The organism is Sphingopyxis sp., assembly GCF_965279755.1.
Taxonomy (GTDB): Bacteria; Pseudomonadota; Alphaproteobacteria; order Sphingomonadales; family Sphingomonadaceae; genus Sphingopyxis.
Genome location: NZ_OZ257261.1, coordinates 2801583 through 2819452 on the forward strand (window position 1 = coordinate 2801583; position 17870 = coordinate 2819452).

Consider the following 17870-nt stretch of genomic DNA (forward strand, 5'->3'; position numbering starts at 1 on the left):
AATGGACGGTATGGCAAATGGTTCGCGGCGGCGCTTTCTGGGCGGGGCGGCGATGACGGCGATACTGTCGGCAACGCCGCTGGCGCTGGCGAAGGCGGCCAAGGCGCGCTGGCCGAGAGCGGTGCCGCCGCAATCGCCGCGCATCTCGCACATCATCGAACAGCTCGGACGGTCGCGCGACGACGTCTATAGCTGGATGAAGTTTCTGCCCGAGGGCGGCGAGCGGACGCGTACCAATATCCCGAAGCCTGTCGCGACGATGCTGAACGGCGAAAACGCCTATGCCGAGGCGGTGCTGCAACCGCTCGCTGCCGAGCGGGCGGCATTGCTCGATGCGATGCTCGCGCGCACGGCGGGCGAAATGGCGGCGCCGGCGATCGAGCGCGATGGCTGGGCCTATTCGTCCGAAATTCCCGCCGGCGCGGTGCACGCCATCTATAGCCGGCGCAAGGCAGGGGCGGTCTCCGAACTGCTGGTCGATGAGGCGGCGCGCGCTGAAGGGCAGCCCTATTTCCGCAGCACGGGGCATCAGCCGAGCCCCGACCATCGCTGGTTCGTGTGGGCGGAGGATGTCATCGGCAACGATCGCCACCGGATCGTGATCCGCGATAATCGGAGTGGCGCGATCCGCACGCTCGTCGACAAGGATGCCTATGGCTATGGCGGGCTCGTTTTCGGGCCCTCGTCCGAATGGCTGTTCTGGATCTGGCGCGATGCGCGCAACCGGCCGACGCGGCTCTATCGCACCTCGGTCGACGGCAAGACGACCGAGCTGGTCTATGAAGAAAAGGATCCCGCGATCTTCATGGGCGTGCGACGTACCGCCGCCGACGGCTTCGTCGCGCTGACGCTTTCGGGCCCCGATACCGCCGAGGTCCGGCTGGTCCGCGCGGGCGCCGAGACCGCGCCGCCCGAAACCATATGGGTCCGCCGCCCGGGTGTCCGCTACGAAATCGACGAGTGGAACGGCGACCTGATCGCGACGACCGACGCCGACGAAGCGTTCGACATGAAGCTGCTGAGGCTCGACGCAAAGACATTCGCGACCAGGGATGTGCTCGTGCCGCATCGCGCGGGGACGCCGATCCTGTCGGTCCACCCCTTCGCCGGCGCGCTGGTCCGCCTCGAGCGGGTTGACGGACAGCATAGCGTCGCGATCCTGCGCGCCGACGGCTCCGAGGAGCGGGTGGCGTTCGGCGACCCGGCCTATGCCGTCGAAGTGCCGGCCGATCAGCCATACAAGGCCGCGCATGTCCTGATCGTCCACCAGTCGCCCAAATCGCCGCGCCGCTGGATCGAGGTCGGCCTGAAAGACGGCAAACAGCGCATCGTCCAGCAACAGGCGGTAAAGAACTTCAATCCCGACGATTATGAGGTCAAGCGCCTGTTCGCCCCGGCGCCCGACGGCGAACTGGTGCCGATCACCCTGTTGTCGCGCCGCGGCGCGCCGAAGGACGGCAAGGCGCCGCTGCTGCAATATGGCTATGGTTCCTACGGCATTTCGAGCGATCCCGAATTTTCGATCCCGGCACTGACGCTGGTCGATCGCGGCTGGCGCTATGCGATCGCGCATGTGCGCGGCGGCTCGGAAAAGGGCCGTCAATGGTTTCTCGGCGGCCGCAAGTTCACGAAACGCAACAGCTTCACCGACTTTATCGCCTGCGCCGAACATCTGGCCGGCAAGGGCTATACCGCAAAAGGGCGCGTCGTCGCCTACGGCCTCTCCGCCGGCGGCCTGCTGGTCGGGGCGAGCATGAACATCGCGCCGGCCGAGTGGGGCGGGGTGATCGCCAAAGTGCCCTTCGTCGACATGCTCAACACGATGAGCGACGGCGCGCATCCGCTGGTGCCGCTGTTCCGCCCCGACTGGGGAGACCCGCTCGCCGATCCCAAGGCCTATGATTATATCCGGTCAATCTCACCCTATGAGAATGTCCGCGCGGCGCCCTATCCGCCGCTGCTTTGTACCGCGGGGCTCAAGGACGACCGTGTTCCCTATTGGGAGCCGGCGAAGCTCGTTGCCGAGGTACGGCATCAGTCGACCAGCGGCAATCCCGCGATGCTGCTGACCAACATGGATAGCGGTCATCAGGGCAGCGGCGATCTCAAGAGCGAATATGGCGAAATGGCCCTGTTCTGGGCCTTTGCCATGCGGTGCGTCGCCTGACGCCCTGACGTCACATGCGGTCGATCTGCTGGTGCAGTACGCTGGTCAGGCTGTTTAGCTCGCTTTCGCCGATGGTCTGCCACGCCATCGCGCGTTGGGCGACGAGGCGGCGGGTCTGGAACGAGGGAATGCTCGATACGAGCAAGATCGCCTGGAGGCGCGATTCTTCCGATACCTCCTGCTCGGACTTGATCCGCGAAATCAGCCGGGCGTTACGATCTATTCCCGGCAGCCACAGTCGCTCGTAAAAAACATCGAACGCAGGGCCCGGTTCGGAAAGTTCGCGGGCGATGATGCCGTTGCCCAGGGCGAAAGCCTCGCTGCCGAGAATGAAATCGACCGATGTACGCATCAGCTCCTTGAGCGTGTCGCGCGCGCTTTTCGGATCGGGGGGCGCTTCGAGGGTTCGCCAGGCGCCTTCCACGGCCGGCGCGGTCGCCCGCGCATAACGCGCAACGATTTCCTCGGCGCAGGCGCGGTACAGGCCTTCCTTGCTGCCGAAATAATATTTGAGTGGGGGCAGGGTGGTGCTGGCCCGCGCGGCAATCGCGCGTGTCGTTGCCGCCCGGAAGCCCGACCGGCCAAATTCGACCAGCGCGGCGTCGAGGATGCGCTGGCGCGACAGATCGCCCTTGCGGGACGCCGTGGTCACTGTGTCGCGTCCCGGCTGGGGCAGCGCGTCGGATGAATTTGCCCCCAATATTGTCTCCCGATTCCCGAGCAATCCTTGCGGTCCTTGCCTAGCGCAAGAGCGATCGGCTTGGCAAATTCATGGAAAAACAATCGGATATCAGGGATTTGAAAAATACTTAGAATGCTATTGATTCTTTGTCGTTCAAAATATATCAATTGATATATAAAGAGACTCAATCGGGAGGCAGGGATGACGAAGAAGGTCGAATTGCTGGCTGCGGTTTTTGCCGGAAGCCTGATGTGCGGGGCGGCCCCCGCGTTCGCGCAGGAGGCCGTCGCAGGCGAAGAAGCGAGCGTCGAGGCCGGCGCCAACGACATCATCGTCACCGCGACCCGGCGCCCGCAGACACTTCAGGAAGTTCCGATTTCGGTCGGCGTCGTGACCGGCGCTGCTATCGAACAGCAGGGACAGCGGCTGTTTACCGACCTGCAGGCGTCGGTCCCCAATCTCCAGATCGACAACACCAACGGCAATTATGCGATCACCATCCGCGGCCTGGGATCGGGCGCGAACAATCTGGCGTTCGAGCAGTCGGTCGGCCTGTTCGTCGACGGCGTCTATTCGAGCCGGGCGCGGTCGCTGCAAGTGCCCTTCCTCGATGTCGATCGCATCGAAGTGGTGCGCGGGCCGCAGGGCGCGCTGTTCGGAAAGAACACCAATGCGGGCGCGATCAGCATGGTGACGCGCCGGCCGGCCCGCGATTTCGAGGCCGAGGTTCGCGCCGGCACCGAATTGTCCGAAGGCGGCATGAACTTCAGCGGCTTTCTGTCGGGTCCGGTCAGCGACACGCTCAGCCTGCGCGTCAGCGGGGCGGTCGGGCAGGCCGACGGCTATATCGAGAACCGGCTGACCGGGTTCGACGACGGCGGTTCGAAATATCTCTCGGGCCGCGCACAGTTGCTCTGGGAACCGACCGACGATCTCGAAGTCCTGCTGAAGGTCGAAGGCTTCCGGAACGAGGTCAACGGGTCGAACGCGGTCTACAACAATATCGGCAATGCCAACTGCAACCTTTGCAACATCATCCGCAACGCGAGCGGCGGTGTGGATGCGCAGGACAAGCCGGGCTTCTGGCGTTTCAGTCGGGGGACGCCGGCTGAATATGACGTCACCAAATCGCGCACCGGCGCGATGACGATCACCTGGAAGCCCGGTGAATGGTCGATCACCTCGCTCAGTGCCTATCAATGGGTGGATTCGGAGCGAACCTTCAATACCGTCCCCGGTCCCATCGACCTGCTCAACACGTTGCAGGCGGAAAGCAGCGACCAGATCTTTCAGGAGCTGCGTATCGCGCGGGACATCGCGGCCGGGATAAACCTGTCCTTCGGCGCGACCTATACGGACGCCAACCTCGATATCCTTCAACTGATCAACTATAATGGCAATCTCGTCGGCACGACGCTGCCCCAGGCCAAGGGAACGCGCGCCTTCACGCAGTCGTCCTGGTCGCTGTCGCCCTTCGCCTCGCTGGAGGCCGATCTGGTCGACGGCCTGACTTTCAGCGGCAGCCTTCGCTACAGTTACGAAAAGAAGCGGGCGCGCGGCACCAGCACGAACGTCGGTCCGCGCATTCCTGCCAACAATCTCGACTTCGATCTCCGCGGCCAGCGGACCGAAAAGCTGTGGGATTACTCGCTGCGCCTTCGCTACGAATTCAGCCCGCAGGTTTCGGCCTATGTGAGCTATGCGACAGGCACGAAGGGCGGCGGCTTCCTGTCGAACGACGGCCTGCTGCTCTATAATATCCAGAACGGGAACGGCCGCTTCGATTTCGAGGACGAGCGCGCCCGGGCGTGGGAGCTCGGTACCAAGATGCGGCTGCTCGACCGCCGTCTGGACATCGATGTCGCGTTGTTCCGTACCCGTTTCGCCAATCTGCAGGTCTCGTCCTACAACGGCACGGCGTTCATCACCGGCAATGCCGCCAAGGCGACGGCGCAGGGCGTCGAGGTCGAGACCCGCTTCCGACCCAGCCGGGTGTTCAGTCTGGGTGCGACCGGCGCCTATCTTGACGCCAAATATGGTGATTATCCGGGTGGTCCGTGTCTCTACAACGCCCCGGTCGGCTGTACGCCGGTGACGAACAATCTCGCCGGTGTCCGTCTGACCCGCGCCCCCGAGTGGAAAGCGGCGGGCTTCGTCCAACTCGACCTTCCGGTCAGCGATGCGCTGATCTTCTCGGCGAACGGGTCCGCGGATTACACGTCGAAATCCTATCTTCAGGGCGACCTCAATCCGCTGAATACCCAGCCGGGCTACACCAAGTTCAACGCGCGCGTCGCTATCCGCGCTGAAAGCGGAGCGTGGGAACTGGCCCTCGTCGGGCGCAACATTACGAACAAGGTGACCTTCAGTCAGGCGTTCAACACGCCGCTGCTTGGCGGAAACAGCCACGTCGTGATGATCAACCCGCCGCGCACGATCAATCTGGAAGGCGTGGTGCGCTTCTGAAGCAGGCAGGGCGCGTCCTGCGCCGGGAGGAATGAAAGATGGTCTGGACGATCGACCGGCGGAGTTTCGTGGGCGGCGTCGGGGGCGTGGGAGCGCTCGCCGCCTCCGGCGTCCCCGTCGCGGCCCGCGCGCAGGGCGGACGAAAGCTCAACATATTGATGATCGTCACCGATCAGGAACAAAGCATCGCGAGCTTTCCCAAGGGGCTGCTGGAAAAGCTTCCGGGCCATCGCAAGCTTATGGAACGTGGCCTTCTTGTCGAAAATTACCATGTCCAGACGACGCCGTGCAGCCCGTCGCGGTCGACCATCTTCACCGGGCGGCATACGCAGCGTACCGGCATCTATCTGAATTCGGGGGCGTCCGATGCACCGGTCTTGCCCACCGACCTGCCGACGCTGGGGCACATGCTGCGCGCGGCTGGTTATTACACGAGCTACAAGGGCAAATGGCACCTGTCGCCGATCAACGAGAAGCGGAACTGGAATCAGGTTTCGGGGACGATCTATCCGGCGACCGAAGGCGCCATGGACGCTTATGGCTTTGCCGACTACGGCTTCGATGGTGAAGCGGTCGGGCTGACATGGGACGGCTTCCGGCACGACAATTACATCGCGTCCGACGCCTCGCGCAGCATCCTTGATTTCAAGAGCAGCGACAAGGCCGGCGGCAAACCCTGGTTCATGGTCGTGGGACTGCTCAACCCGCACGACATCATGTTCTATGACGCGACGGGGAAGCAAACCGCGTCGCGGGCGCATCCCTATCTGCTCGGCCCGCTGCGCCGCGAACCCGGCGATCCGCTCTATGCCGAGGATAATGGCTTCGAGCTGCCCGAAAGCTATTACCGCGATGATCTGACTACCAAACCCGAAGCGCATCGGGCCATCGTCGCGTCCAACGAGCGAACCTATGGCGAGTTGCAGCGCGCGGACGAGGCGTCATGGCGCCGGTTCCGCAACTATTATTACAACTGCATCCGCGACGTCGACCGTCGGATCGAGCAGCTGTTGTGGGCGCTGGAGACGAGCGGGCAGATCGACAATACCGTGATCGTCTACACGTCCGACCATGGAGAGCGTGCCGGCGCGCACGGGATGCGGCAGAAGGGCGGGACGATCTATCGCGAAGAAACCAACGTTCCGATGATCATCGTGCACCCCGACGTGCCCGGTGGGCGCACGACCAGCCGGCTGATGAGTGCGGTCGACATTGCACCGACGATGCTGGCGTTGGCGGGCGCGGAAAAGAAGTGGGTCAGGGAAGAATATCCAGAGCTTCCGGGTGTCGACATATCTGCCTTGCTTGCGGATCCGCGCACGCGAACCGAGCGCGATGTCCGCGGACATTTGTTCGACTATGCTGTGGGCTATGGCTGGGCGCCCCGCGCGGGTGCGCCTGCGAGCGCGCCCTTTGCCGAGCGGTTCGACCTCTCGCGTCGCCGCCTGCATCGCGGCGTGCACGATGGCCGCTGGAAGTTCGCGCGCTATTTCGCGCCGGCGCAGCATCATCAGCCGCGGAACTGGGGTGAATTGTCGCGCAATAATGATCTGGAGCTGTACGACACCCAGGCCGACCCGAACGAACTCGTCAATCTGGCGGCGCGCCCGGATCAGCAGCGGAACGTCCTGCGCCTGAACATGATGGTGAATGCGCTCGTGACGCGTGAGATCGGGGTGGACAACGGCAGCGAATATCCTGGGCCGACCGAGCTTTACAACCGCCCGATGTCCTGATCCCGGCTTTGAAATCGTGCGGTCGGCGCGCTATCTTGCCCCGGTCGCATCGGGAGCAGGATATTGGCACGCGAGAACCGGTTTCAGCTTTTCGAAACGAACGCGGGTTTTGCGGCGATGGCATGGAGTGGCGCTGGCGTCAGCGCGGTGCGCCTTCCGGCGCCGACAGCCGATGAAGCGGGGCGTGCGATCGCGCGCCGGTTGCCCGATGCCCGGCGCGCCGAACCGCCGCCCGAGGTGCGGGAGGTCATCGGCCGGGCGACGCGATATTTCGCAGGCGAGCGGATCGACTTCGCCGACGTTCCCGTCGATCTGGGTGAGCAAAGCGCCTTCTTCGACCGCGTCTATGCCGAGGTGCGCAAGCTCGGCTGGGGCGAGACGTCGACCTACGGCGCCATTGCCCGAATATTGGATGTCGGCCCGGAATATGCGCGCGACGTGGGGCAGGCAATGGCGGGCAATCCCGTGCCACTGATCATTCCCTGCCACCGGGTGACCGCCGCAGGCGGCAAGATCGGGGGATTCTCTGCGCCGGGCGGATCGATGTCGAAGGCGCGGATGCTCGAACTCGAAGGCGTGCGGCTCGGCCCCGTACCACCGGTTTCGCCGCAGCAGGGTTTCGACTTTTGAGGATCGACTTGGCTACGGTGGCGCCTTCGCCTAAAGACGCGTGATCGCGAAGGGGCCACGTCCCCCCTGCATTGGCAGGTTTCAAGTCCGGGACGGCCCGGCAGCCTTGGAAGGGAGGCTGTCATGGCCTGGATTTATCTTACCATCGCCGGTCTGTTCGAAATCGTCTGGGCCTTTTCGATGAAGCAGTCCGAAGGCTTTACCCGTCCGGTCCCGACGGTCGTGACCATCGCCGCGATGATCGCGAGCTTCGCGCTGCTGTCGATGTCGATGAAATCGCTGCCGCTCGGCACCGCCTACACGATCTGGACCGGTATCGGTGCCGTGGGCGCCTTTCTGGTCGGGATCGCCATATTGGGCGAGCAGGCAAGCGCGATGCGGATCGTCGCGGCGCTGCTGATCGTGTCGGGGCTGGTTCTGATGAAGCTGTCGTCGCCCGCGTGAAACTGCAATTGCTTGCCAAGCAGAAGGCGGGGAGTTAAAGGCCGCTCCATTCGGACAGTTGCGCCGTTTCCTTCCGCCTTTCGCCGGTATGCCGGGGAGGGTGGGCGGACTATTGCCCAAAGCCCGCTTGACGCGGGAGGGGCGGCAACCCATCTGGCCGGAACCCAAGGACGTTTGAAAGACAGGACGATCGATATGGCGAGGCCCAAGATTGGCGAATTCGTCAACCAGGTGAAAACCGAAGCTACGAAGATCGTGTGGCCCACGAGCCGCGAGACGGTGCAGACGACGATCATGGTGATCATCATGACGACGATCCTGTCGCTCTTCTTCTTCGGCGTCGATTCGGTTTTCAAGCTGATCGTCGGCTGGCTGACGTCGCTCGCGCGCTGATCGCGCGATTTATTCAGGGACAGGATACGCAACATGGCGCGCTGGTACATCATTCACGCCTATTCGGGCTTTGAGAACAAGGTTCGCGATTCGGTGCTCGCCGAAGCCGAACGCATGGGGCTGACCCAGCTCGTCGAAGCGGTCGAGGTGCCGGTCGAGACGGTCACCGAGGTGAAGCGCGGGAAGAAGGTTCAGGCGGAACGCAAGTTCTTCCCGGGCTATGTCCTTGCCAAGCTCACCATGACCGACGACGTCTATCACCTCGTCAAGAACACGCCGAAGGTCACCGGCTTTCTGGGGTCGATGGGCAAGCCGCAGGCGATCAGCGAGGCCGAGGCTGCGCGCATCCTTAACAGCAAGGAAGAGGCCGCGGCCCGTCCGAAGCAGGAAATCCGCGTCGATTACGAAATCGGCGATCAGGTCAAGGTGCTCGAAGGTCCGTTCGCGAGCTTCAACGGCCTCGTCGAGGAACTCGATTTCGACAAGGCGCGCGTCAAGGTCAGCGTGTCGATCTTCGGCCGCGCGACCCCCGTCGAGCTCGATTTCGAGCAGGTCGAACGCATGAAGTGATGGCCCTTGGCCGTCGCTTTCCAGCAGATTGGATGATCGCATGAGCCTGACTCCCGAAGAGATTCAGGTTCGCGTCGATCGTGCGCGCGAAATTCAGTCGGCCTTTTCACCCGAAAAGGTCGTCGCCGCCGTGACGCGGCTGTTCGACCTCGAGCCCGTGCCCGGGCTCGAGGACGAGTTTACCTTTCCTGCCTTCAGCAAGCCGACGCGCCAGCGCATCTTCGGCGGACAGGTGATCGCGCAGGCGCTTGTCGCCGCGGCGCGCACGGTCGATCCCGGCAAGTCCGCGCATTCGCTCCACGCCTATTTCCTGCGGGGCGGCGACGAGGCGAAGCCGCTTCACTTCCGCGTGCACCGCGACTTCGACGGACGCAGCTTCGCGAACCGCCGCGTCGTGGTGCGGCAGGACGGCAAGGTCATCTTCAACCTGACCGCGTCGTTCCACGCGCCCGAGCCCGGCGTGAGCCATCAGGCCCCGATGCCCGATGTGCTGCCGCCCGAAGAATGCGTCGAGTTCGTCGAGAATCTGGCGGCAGACCCCAATGTCAGCGACGCGCAGCTCGACCGCATGGCGCGCCTCCGCCCGTTCGAGATTCGCAGCTTCCGGCCGCCGTCGACCGAAAAGGCGACCGCGCATTACCAGTGGTACCGGCTGGCGGCGCCGATCGGCGACGATCCGCTGCTGCACCGCGCCTTCCTCGCCTATGCGTCCGACATGGGGCTGCTGTCGTCGTCGCTGATGCCGCACGGCTTTACCTGGTCGACGCCGGGGCTGTTCTCGACCAGCCTCGACCATGCGATGTGGTTTCATGACGATGTTCGTGTGGACGACTGGTTCGTCTATGTCATGGACAGCGACTGGACGGGCGCGAGCCGCGGGATCAATCGCGGCCTCGTCTATCGCCGCGACGGGACGCTGATCGCCTCGGCTATGCAGGAAGGTTTGCTTCGCATCAAACCGCCCGCGCCCGACGCATAAGGCTTGTTTTTCGGGGCATTTGCGGTTAGGGGCGCCGCTTCGCGTCAGATACGGGCGTGATTCCGCGCGGGAGGAAGGGGTGATGCCCTTCTGCTTGACCGCTAATTTTGAGCTTCGGATCCGTCCGGGGCGACAGAAAGACAGGAGGCCATCATGGCTAAGAAAATCAGCGGCTACATCAAGCTGCAGGTGCCCGCCGGCACTGCCAACCCCTCGCCGCCGCTCGGGCCGGCACTGGGTCAGCGCGGCGTCAACATTATGGAATTCTGCAAGGCGTTCAACGCCGCGACCGATTCCATGGAAAAGGGCACCCCGACCCCGACCATCATCACCGTCTTTGCCGACAAGAGCTTTTCGTTCGTCACCAAGACGCCGCCGGCGACCTATCTGATCAAGAAGGCCGCGAACCTGAAGTCGGGTTCGAAGGAGCCCGGCAAGATCAGCGGCGGCAAGATCGCCCGTTCGAAGCTGACCGAAATCGCCGAGATCAAGATGAAGGATCTCAACGCGAATGATCTGGAACAGGCAACGAAGATCATCGAGGGCAGCGCCCGTTCGATGGGCCTCGAAGTGACGGAGGGCTGAACCGATGGCAAAGCTGACCAAGAAGCAGAAGGCCCTCGAGGGCAAGGTTGACGCGCTGAAGCTTCACGCCGTCGACGAAGCGATCAAGACCGTTCGCGAGCTGGCGACCGCCAAGTTCGACGAAACGCTGGAAATCGCGATGAACCTGGGCGTCGACCCGCGCCACGCCGACCAGATGGTCCGCGGCGTCGTGACGCTGCCCGCCGGTACCGGCAAGGACGTCAAGGTTGCGGTGTTCGCACGCGGCGACAACGCCGAAAAGGCGCTGGCCGCCGGCGCCGACAAGGTTGGTGCCGAAGACCTGATGGAAGACATGCTCGCGGGTAACCTCGACTATGGCCGCGTCATCGCGACGCCGGACATGATGGGCATCGTCGGCCGCCTCGGCAAGACGCTGGGTCCGAAGGGCCTGATGCCGAACCCGAAGCTGGGCACCGTGACCCCGAACGTCGCCGAAGCCGTGAAGGCCGCCAAGGGCGGTCAGATCGAATTCCGCGTCGAAAAGGTCGGCATCATCCACGCCGGCCTCGGCAAGCTGTCGTTCGGCGAGGAAAAGCTCCGCCAGAACTTCGACGCCTTCGTCGATGCGATCGTCAAGGCCAAGCCGGCCGGTGCGAAGGGCAAATATGTCCGCAAGATCGCGCTGTCGTCGTCGATGGGCCCGGGCGTCAAGGTCGACACGGCCGACGTCGTCGGCGCCTGATCGCCAGCGCAACGATTTAGGGAAGGGCCGGAGGAAACTCCGGCCCTTTTCTTATAGGCGAACGGCAGCTTTGGGGTGGGAAGCGGACGCTGCTACCGGAGTTGAAATTTATCCTGATCGGGCAGTTGAGTTCAGTCCAGCCCCACGCCTTTGTCGTAGGTCATATTCACTTGCGGCGACATGTCAGGATTGATGAAGACTCGAAAACCGTCCTTGTCGGGGCAAATCTTGTCCGAAATCACTGAGCCGTCGTAGACGATCTCGATGTCTGAGCATTTTTTCGCGGTCACGTTTACGGCGAGAGAAAGGCCTGTACTCTCGTTCTCCTTGGAAACGTCTAGCGTACCCGAATATATTCCTTCTCCATCGATGGACACCAGCGCTTGGCGCCCGAAAAAGTTGAATAATATTAGCTCCCCTTGGTAGCGGACTTCGGGTGCATCGCTGTCGGTGGCCGTGCATCCGGCGAGGAGTATTAAGGCAAGCAATCTGAGCATCGTGTCGGGAACCCCTGTGTGTCGATCCGCAGTTTCGTGAGATCGGCCAGATTTAGCTAGCCTCGAAGGGCGCCACTCGGATCCGCGCAATTCGCTTACTCCTGGGAGGCGCACGGTATGCGGCCTCGAACCAATGTCCGCAATCGGTCGATAGCAGACGCCCCGCCTTGCTAGCGATAATCGATCGTCAGCTTACCCGCTGCCGCGACCGCAGCTTCTCGTGCGTCGTCGGTTGTGCCGCCTGCGACCTTTGCAAGCGCAACGCCCATCCGGCGATACGGCCGGGTAACCGGCTTGCCGAAGATACGGGCATCGATGGAGATTTCCGCATTCGGCGCGGCCAGGGCGTCGGCGAGCCCGGTGATCGCGAAATTCTCGGCATCGCGGTCGGCGAGCAGGACCGCGCTGGCGCTGGCGTCGGGCACCTCGATCGCCGGGATCGGCAGGCCGAGGATCGCGCGGGCGTGAAGGTCGAATTCCGACAGCGCCTGTGAAATCAGCGTGACCATTCCGGTGTCGTGCGGGCGCGGGCTGAGTTCGGAGAAGATGACCTCGTCGCCCTTCACGAAATATTCGACGCCGAAGATGCCATGCCCGCCGAGCGCATCGACGACCTTGGTCGCCATATCCTGCGCGCTGGCCAACGCGGCATCGGACATGGCGGCGGGCTGCCAGCTTTCGCGATAGTCGCCGCGCTCCTGCCGGTGGCCGATCGGCGGGCAGAAGCTGACGCCGTCCTTGTGGCGCACGGTCAGCAGGGTGATCTCGTAATCGAAGTCGATGAACGCCTCGGCGATGACGCGCAGGCGGTCGCCGCGCATCCCGGCGGCGGCATAGTCCCAGGCGGCGTCGATCGCTTCCGCGTCCCTGACCGTGCTCTGGCCCTTGCCCGATGAGGACATCACCGGCTTGACGACGAGCGGGAAGCCGATGCGCGTAGCCGCGGCGGCCAGCTCTTCGCGGGTCGTCGCATATTCGAAGGTCGAGGTCCTGAGTCCCAGTTCGCTTGCCGCAAGGTCGCGGATCGCGTCGCGGTTCATCGTGAGCTGCGCGGCGCGGGCCGAGGGGACGACGTGGAAGCCCCCAGCCTCGACCTCTGCGAGGATCTCGGTCCGGATCGCCTCGACCTCGGGCACGATATGGTCGGGTTTGTGCTTTTCGATCGTGGCGCGGAGCGCGTCGCCGTCGAGCATCGAGAAGACTTCATACTGGTCCGCGACCTGCATCGCCGGCGCGCCTTCATAGCTGTCGCACGCGATGACATGGCAGCCGAGACGCTTCGCCGAGATGACGAACTCGCGGCCGAGCTCGCCCGAACCGAGAAGGAGGATTTTGGCGGTGGGGGTCATGGCGCGCTCCGTGCTGGGATGAAGGGCGCTCTAGTCGCGAAGGCCGGGCTTGGCCAGAGCCCTCAACCGTGTCGGTGGCGGCGCAGCCGGTCGCCCGCGAACAGCCAGAAGGCCGAGATGAAGAAGTAGAGCGCGCCGATCGACGCGTAGCCCGCGATCATCTCGAGCGCCGGGGCGCCGCCGGCCTTGGCCTTCACCACAAAAAAGCCGCCTGCGAGCGCCGATTGCGCGCCGCTCAGGATCATCGCCCATTGCGCGCCGCTTCGCTTCCAGCGGCTCACCGCGGCGCCGAGTTGCAGCAGACCGGCCACGATCGCCCAGATGCCGAAGACCGCGAGCACCGCGTCGGTGCTGCGCCCAAGCGCGAGGACGACGGCGACCGTCGTCGCGAAGCTGATGGCCGCGTTGGCGGCTTGCGGCCGGTTGCGGGCAAAGCCGCCGCTGCGGCGGGCGTCGAGATAATTGGCGAGCGCGTCCCACGCCGGATAGGCGATCAACAGCGCCGCTGCGATGCCGGGCACGCCGCTGCCACCGACGGCAAAGGCACCCGCCGCCCATGCTGCCGAGAACAGGAAGCGCAGCGTGTAATAGGATTTCAGCCAGCGGGTTTCTGACTGCGGAGACGGCGCGTCGGTCATCGATTTGACTTTCTACTAGTAGGTAGATCGAAAGGGTGAAAGAGAGAAGGGCGAAGGGTGCGGCCTGGTGTCAAGCCGCGAGCCGTTGGAGCAGAGGAGCAGTGATGCGGCCGAACAGCGCTGGATCGCCATGCGCGCGGGCGGACAGCATCGCGCCATGCACCGCAGCGACAAAGGCTTCCGCTTCGGTCTCGACCGGATCGGTCAGGCGTATCCTGCCGGTTTCGGCGCCGCGCGCCATGGCTGCCGCCAGCCATTGTGCGAGCGCGCGGAAATGGGCGCGGACTTCCGCCGCAACGGGGTCGGGCAGCGAAGGAAGTTCGCCCGCGAGCATGACGCAGATGCAATAGGAGGGGCGGGCGTCGGCGATGCAGGCGCTCCAGTAGCCGACATAGGTCCGAAGCTGGTCGAGCGGATCGGGAACCGACGCGGCGATCCCGGCCAAACCCGCCGCGGCCTGACCGCGGTAACGGGCGACGAGCGTGCGGACGAGATCGGCCTTGGCGGGGAAGTGATGGTGGATGCTCGCCTTGCGGATGCCCACGACCGCCGCGATGTCGGCGTAGCTGAAGGCGTTGTAGCCGCCGTCGACGAGCAGGGTCTGGGCGCAGTCGAGAATTTGGTCGGCGGTGGAGGTCATGCGGTCATCTACCTACCAATAGGTAGAGAGTCAATGTCCTTCGCCAAGATCTGCAGTTCAGGTCGGCCAGCTCATGGTGTCGTGATCGGGATGCTGGTGGTTGGTCGAGCGGATCGCCGCGACATAATCGCTCATCGTTTCTTCGGTCGTGCCCTCGGCCTTGATAGGCAGGTCGGCGAAGACGGGCAGTCGGCCCTCAAGCCCGAACTGGACCTTGGGCTGGAAGCGTTCGGGCTCGTCGAATGACCCGGTGGTCAGGTTGATATGCCTGCTCTCGTGATAATCATAGCTCAGCGGCGTCCCGCAATCGCGGCAGAAGCCGCGCGCTGCTTTGTCCGAACTGGCAAAGGTCGCGGGTTCGCCGCGGGTCCAGCGGATCGCGTCGCGCGGGACGCCGATCAACGCGATGAAGAAATTGCCCGCCGCCTTCTGGCACATGCGGCAGTGGCAGATGTGCGAAGTATCGAGCACCGCGGTGACATGCCAGCGGACGGCGCCGCACTGACAGCCACCCGACGCTTCGGTTTCGATGCGATCCATGCCCGTCTCCTCGATCGATGCTGCGATATCGTCCCGACCGGGCGGGTCAAGGCGTCTGCGGTGAGGGCCATCGCCCATGCGATAATTTCGTGCAGGGTGCAGGGCCTCTTTGCGTCGCCGCGGTCCCGGCGCATCACCGGCGAAAAGCAGGGAGCAAGGCGAATGCAGGACAGGGCGTCGGATATCTCGGAACTGATGGACCGCGAGAAAATTCGCGATTGCCTTTATCGCTATTGCCGGGGAATTGACCGCGCTGACGAGGCGATGCTGCGGTCGGCGTGCTGGCCCGGCGGCACCGACGACCATGGCGCCTATAACGGAACCACCGACGGCTTTATCGACTGGGCGATGCAGACGCTGCCCTTGATAGAGCGGGGTATTCACCAGCTCCACAATATTCTGATCGACCTGCGCGGCGAAGAGGCGGCGGTCGAAAGCTATTTCACCGCGTTGCAGCGGCAGCCGGGCGGCGAAGGCGGGCTGGTCGAACTCCTGATGCATGGACGCTATGTCGACCGGTTCGAGAAGCGTGGCGGCGAATGGCGGGTCGCCGACCGTGTGGTCGTCTTCGACTGGGTCGAGGAAAACCCCGCGCCGGACAAGAGCGAGGCCGAACGCTTCGCGCACCGCAAATCGGTCGGGCGCCCTTGGCCCGAAGATCCGGTTTATGCGCTATTCGGGGCAGGGCAGCAGGGAGAAGGCTGATGGGAATCGAGACGCTGGCGTGGGAGCCGTTGTTCGTGATGCGGCTGAACGTCGCCTATGATCAGGCGCAGCCGATCGGCGGCGAAGGCCGGCTCGGGATTTTTCCGGTGCATGGCGGGACGTTCGAGGGGCCGCGGCTGAAGGGGCGCGTGATGCCCGATGGCGCCGACTGGGTGACGTGGCGTGGCGACGGAACGATGATCATCGACGTTCGCACCTCGCTCGAAACCGACGACGGCGCGCGAATCGCGATGCATTATACCGGGCTTACCGTGCCTACCTCGCCCGAGGCGGCCGAGCGTTTCAGGCGGCGCGAGCCGGGGCTGTACGAGGATCTGTATCTTCGCACGACGCCGCGCTTCGTCACGTCGCATCCGGATTATGACTGGATGAACCGCATCATCGCCGTCGCCAATGGCATGCGCACCGACGACGGCCCGATGTATCACGTCTTCGCGATCAGGTGACGGCATCCGCTGCGGCGAAATGATCGCCGTGGCGCCTGCGCAGTTCGGTCTTCAGAAGCTTGCCCGTCGCAGTATGCGGTAATTCCCCGACGAAGATCACATCGTCGGGCAGCCACCAGCGCGCAACCTTGTCGGCGAGATAGTCCATGATCTCGTCCTTGGTGCAGGTCTCGCCGGCGTGCAGCCGGACGAGGAGGAGCGGGCGTTCCTGCCATTTGGGATGTGCGACGCCGATCACCGCGGCTTCGGCGACCTTCGGGTGCGCGACCGCCGCATTTTCGAGGTCGATCGAGGAAATCCATTCGCCCCCCGACTTGATGACGTCCTTGGCGCGGTCGGTGATCTGGAGGAAGCCGTCGGGGTCGATTTTCGCGACGTCGCCGGTATCGAACCAGCCATCGGCGTCGAGCGCGCTGCCCGCCGGCTGGCCGTGATAGGCGCTGAGCACCCACGGCCCGCGAACCTTGAGCAGGCCCGCGGCTTCGCCGTCGCGGGGCAGGTCGTTGCCATCCTCGTCCTCGATGCGCAGTTCGATGCCGAAGACCGAGCGGCCTTGCATCGCGCGGAGATCGATCTGTGCCTCCTCGCCAAGGTCGGCGTGATGCGCGAGCGGGCGGCAAACGGTGGCGACGGGGCTTGTCTCGGTCATCCCCCACGCCTGCATCGTCTCGACGCCCAGAAGGTTGCGGAAGCGTTCGATCAGCGAGCGCGGGGTCGCGGCACCACCGGTGAAGATGCGGTCGAGTTTGAGCGCCGCGCGATCCTCGGCCGCGCGCTCGCGTTCGAGATGGTCGAGGAAGGCGAACCAGATCGTCGGTACGCCGAGCGAGAAGGTCACCCCCTCGTCGCGCATCAACTCATAGAGCGATACCGGATCGAGCGCTGATCCGGGCAGAACCAGCTTCGATCCCGCCATCGCCGCCGAATAGGGAATGCCCCACGCGTTGACGTGGAACAGCGGCGTGACGACGAGGATCGAGTCCGCCGCGCCGAGCGACATGCTGTCGTTGGCGAGCGCGCTCATCGCGTGCAGCACGGTCGAGCGGTGGCTGTAGAGGACGCCCTTCGGATTGCCCGTCGTCCCGCTTGTGTAACAGAGCGCGCTCGCGCTGTTTTCGTCGAGGTCCGGCCAGTGCGCGATCGCACGCGGGCCGTCGGTCAGGCTCTGGTACGAAATCGGGTCGGCGATCGCGGTTTCGGGCATGTCGGCCTGATCGGCGAGGACGATGACGCGCTCGATCTTGGGCAGGTCGGCGAGTAGCGGCTCGACGGTCGCCAGAAGATCGGGATCGACGCACAGCACCCGCGCCCCGCCATGGTCGACGATATAGCGGATCTGCTCGGGAAAGAGTCGCGGATTCACGGTGTGCAGCACCATGCCCGCGCCGCTGACGCCATAATAGAGTTCGAGGTGGGGAAGGCGGTTCCATGCCAGCGTCGCAACGCGGTCGCCGGGTTTCAGGCCGAGGTCTGCGAGTCCCGCGGCGATATGGCGCGCGTGGCGTTCGACCGTCTGCCAGTCCGACCGCTCGATCGAACCGTCGGCCCGGCGCGACATGATCTCGCGGCGCGGATGGTTGGTCGCCGCGTGCCGTATCAGCATCGCGGTCGTCAGGGGCTGCGCCTGCATCAGGCCGTACATGAAACCTCTCCTTTAATGACTTGATTGGTTGCGACGA

General features: G+C 64.1%; 19 protein-coding genes. 12 read left to right on the plus strand and 7 right to left on the minus strand.

The window, feature by feature from the left end:
• The first annotated feature begins 1 nt into the window (after position 1).
• Positions 2-2167 (plus strand): S9 family peptidase, encoded by a 2166-nt coding sequence (locus ACQY80_RS13740; protein ID WP_428680702.1) that lies wholly within the window; start codon positions 2-4, stop codon positions 2165-2167.
• Between the two features lie 10 nt (positions 2168-2177).
• Here ACQY80_RS13740 and ACQY80_RS13745 read toward each other — a convergent pair whose 3' ends face one another.
• Complete coding sequence (locus ACQY80_RS13745) at positions 2178-2819, minus strand: CerR family C-terminal domain-containing protein (RefSeq protein WP_428680705.1); 642 nt, start codon at positions 2817-2819, stop codon at positions 2178-2180.
• 231 nt (positions 2820-3050) lie between these two features.
• Here ACQY80_RS13745 and ACQY80_RS13750 point away from each other — a divergent pair, with 231 nt between their 5' ends.
• The 9 genes from ACQY80_RS13750 (at position 3051) to rplA (ending at position 11355) form a co-directional block, all read left to right on the plus strand.
• On the plus strand, positions 3051-5315 hold the full coding sequence (locus ACQY80_RS13750) for a TonB-dependent receptor (RefSeq protein WP_428680708.1): 2265 nt from the start codon (positions 3051-3053) through the stop codon (positions 5313-5315).
• Between the two features lie 38 nt (positions 5316-5353).
• Positions 5354-7051 carry a sulfatase-like hydrolase/transferase gene (locus ACQY80_RS13755; RefSeq protein WP_428680711.1) on the plus strand — a complete coding sequence of 566 codons (1698 nt, stop codon included), beginning with the start codon at positions 5354-5356 and terminating at the stop codon, positions 7049-7051.
• A 63-nt stretch (positions 7052-7114) separates the two neighbouring features.
• Positions 7115-7681, plus strand: coding sequence for a methylated-DNA--[protein]-cysteine S-methyltransferase (locus tag ACQY80_RS13760; protein ID WP_428680714.1), 567 nt, complete (start codon positions 7115-7117; stop codon positions 7679-7681).
• 123 nt (positions 7682-7804) lie between these two features.
• Complete coding sequence (locus tag ACQY80_RS13765) at positions 7805-8125, plus strand: DMT family transporter (RefSeq protein WP_428680717.1); 321 nt, start codon at positions 7805-7807, stop codon at positions 8123-8125.
• 195 nt (positions 8126-8320) lie between these two features.
• Positions 8321-8518: a preprotein translocase subunit SecE gene (gene secE, locus ACQY80_RS13770; RefSeq protein WP_428680720.1), complete on the plus strand. Its 198-nt coding sequence runs from the start codon at positions 8321-8323 to the stop codon at positions 8516-8518.
• A 33-nt stretch (positions 8519-8551) separates the two neighbouring features.
• Positions 8552-9088, plus strand: coding sequence for a transcription termination/antitermination protein NusG (gene nusG / locus ACQY80_RS13775; protein WP_428680723.1), 537 nt, complete (start codon positions 8552-8554; stop codon positions 9086-9088).
• Between the two features lie 40 nt (positions 9089-9128).
• Positions 9129-10067, plus strand: a complete 939-nt coding sequence (locus tag ACQY80_RS13780; protein ID WP_428680726.1) for an acyl-CoA thioesterase — start codon at positions 9129-9131, stop codon at positions 10065-10067.
• 153 nt (positions 10068-10220) lie between these two features.
• On the plus strand, positions 10221-10652 hold the full coding sequence (gene rplK / locus ACQY80_RS13785) for a 50S ribosomal protein L11 (protein ID WP_077028838.1): 432 nt from the start codon (positions 10221-10223) through the stop codon (positions 10650-10652).
• A gap of 4 nt (positions 10653-10656) precedes the next feature.
• Positions 10657-11355 (plus strand): 50S ribosomal protein L1, encoded by a 699-nt coding sequence (gene rplA, locus ACQY80_RS13790; RefSeq protein WP_428680729.1) that lies wholly within the window; start codon positions 10657-10659, stop codon positions 11353-11355.
• Positions 11356-11486: 131 nt separating this feature from the next.
• Here rplA and ACQY80_RS13795 read toward each other — a convergent pair whose 3' ends face one another.
• The 5 genes from ACQY80_RS13795 to ACQY80_RS13815 all read right to left on the minus strand — a co-directional run bounded on the left by ACQY80_RS13795 (position 11487) and on the right by ACQY80_RS13815 (position 15019).
• Complete coding sequence (locus tag ACQY80_RS13795) at positions 11487-11852, minus strand: hypothetical protein (protein WP_428680732.1); 366 nt, start codon at positions 11850-11852, stop codon at positions 11487-11489.
• Between the two features lie 170 nt (positions 11853-12022).
• Positions 12023-13201, minus strand: coding sequence for a formate-dependent phosphoribosylglycinamide formyltransferase (purT, locus tag ACQY80_RS13800; protein ID WP_428680735.1), 1179 nt, complete (start codon positions 13199-13201; stop codon positions 12023-12025).
• Between the two features lie 62 nt (positions 13202-13263).
• The gene (locus ACQY80_RS13805; RefSeq protein ID WP_428680737.1) at positions 13264-13839 is read right to left on the minus strand and encodes a DUF308 domain-containing protein; all 576 of its coding nucleotides are present in this window, start codon (positions 13837-13839) and stop codon (positions 13264-13266) included.
• 70 nt (positions 13840-13909) lie between these two features.
• Entirely contained in the window at positions 13910-14479 is a 570-nt protein-coding gene (locus ACQY80_RS13810) for a TetR/AcrR family transcriptional regulator (RefSeq protein WP_428680740.1), read from the minus strand.
• 57 nt (positions 14480-14536) lie between these two features.
• A complete protein-coding gene (locus ACQY80_RS13815) occupies positions 14537-15019 on the minus strand; it encodes a GFA family protein (RefSeq protein WP_428680743.1) in 483 nt (160 codons plus the stop codon).
• Between the two features lie 162 nt (positions 15020-15181).
• On the opposite strand from ACQY80_RS13815, the gene ACQY80_RS13820 reads away from it, so the two are divergent.
• On the plus strand, positions 15182-15724 hold the full coding sequence (locus ACQY80_RS13820; protein ID WP_428680746.1) for a nuclear transport factor 2 family protein: 543 nt from the start codon (positions 15182-15184) through the stop codon (positions 15722-15724).
• Complete coding sequence (locus ACQY80_RS13825; protein WP_428680749.1) at positions 15724-16191, plus strand: DUF3237 domain-containing protein; 468 nt, start codon at positions 15724-15726, stop codon at positions 16189-16191. The genes ACQY80_RS13820 and ACQY80_RS13825 overlap by 1 nt, the downstream gene beginning before the upstream one ends.
• On the opposite strand, the gene ACQY80_RS13830 is transcribed toward ACQY80_RS13825, so the two are convergent.
• Positions 16184-17833 carry a long-chain fatty acid--CoA ligase gene (locus ACQY80_RS13830; RefSeq protein WP_428680752.1) on the minus strand — a complete coding sequence of 550 codons (1650 nt, stop codon included), beginning with the start codon at positions 17831-17833 and terminating at the stop codon, positions 16184-16186. The genes ACQY80_RS13825 and ACQY80_RS13830 overlap by 8 nt on opposite strands.
• Between the last annotated feature and the right edge of the window lie 37 nt (positions 17834-17870).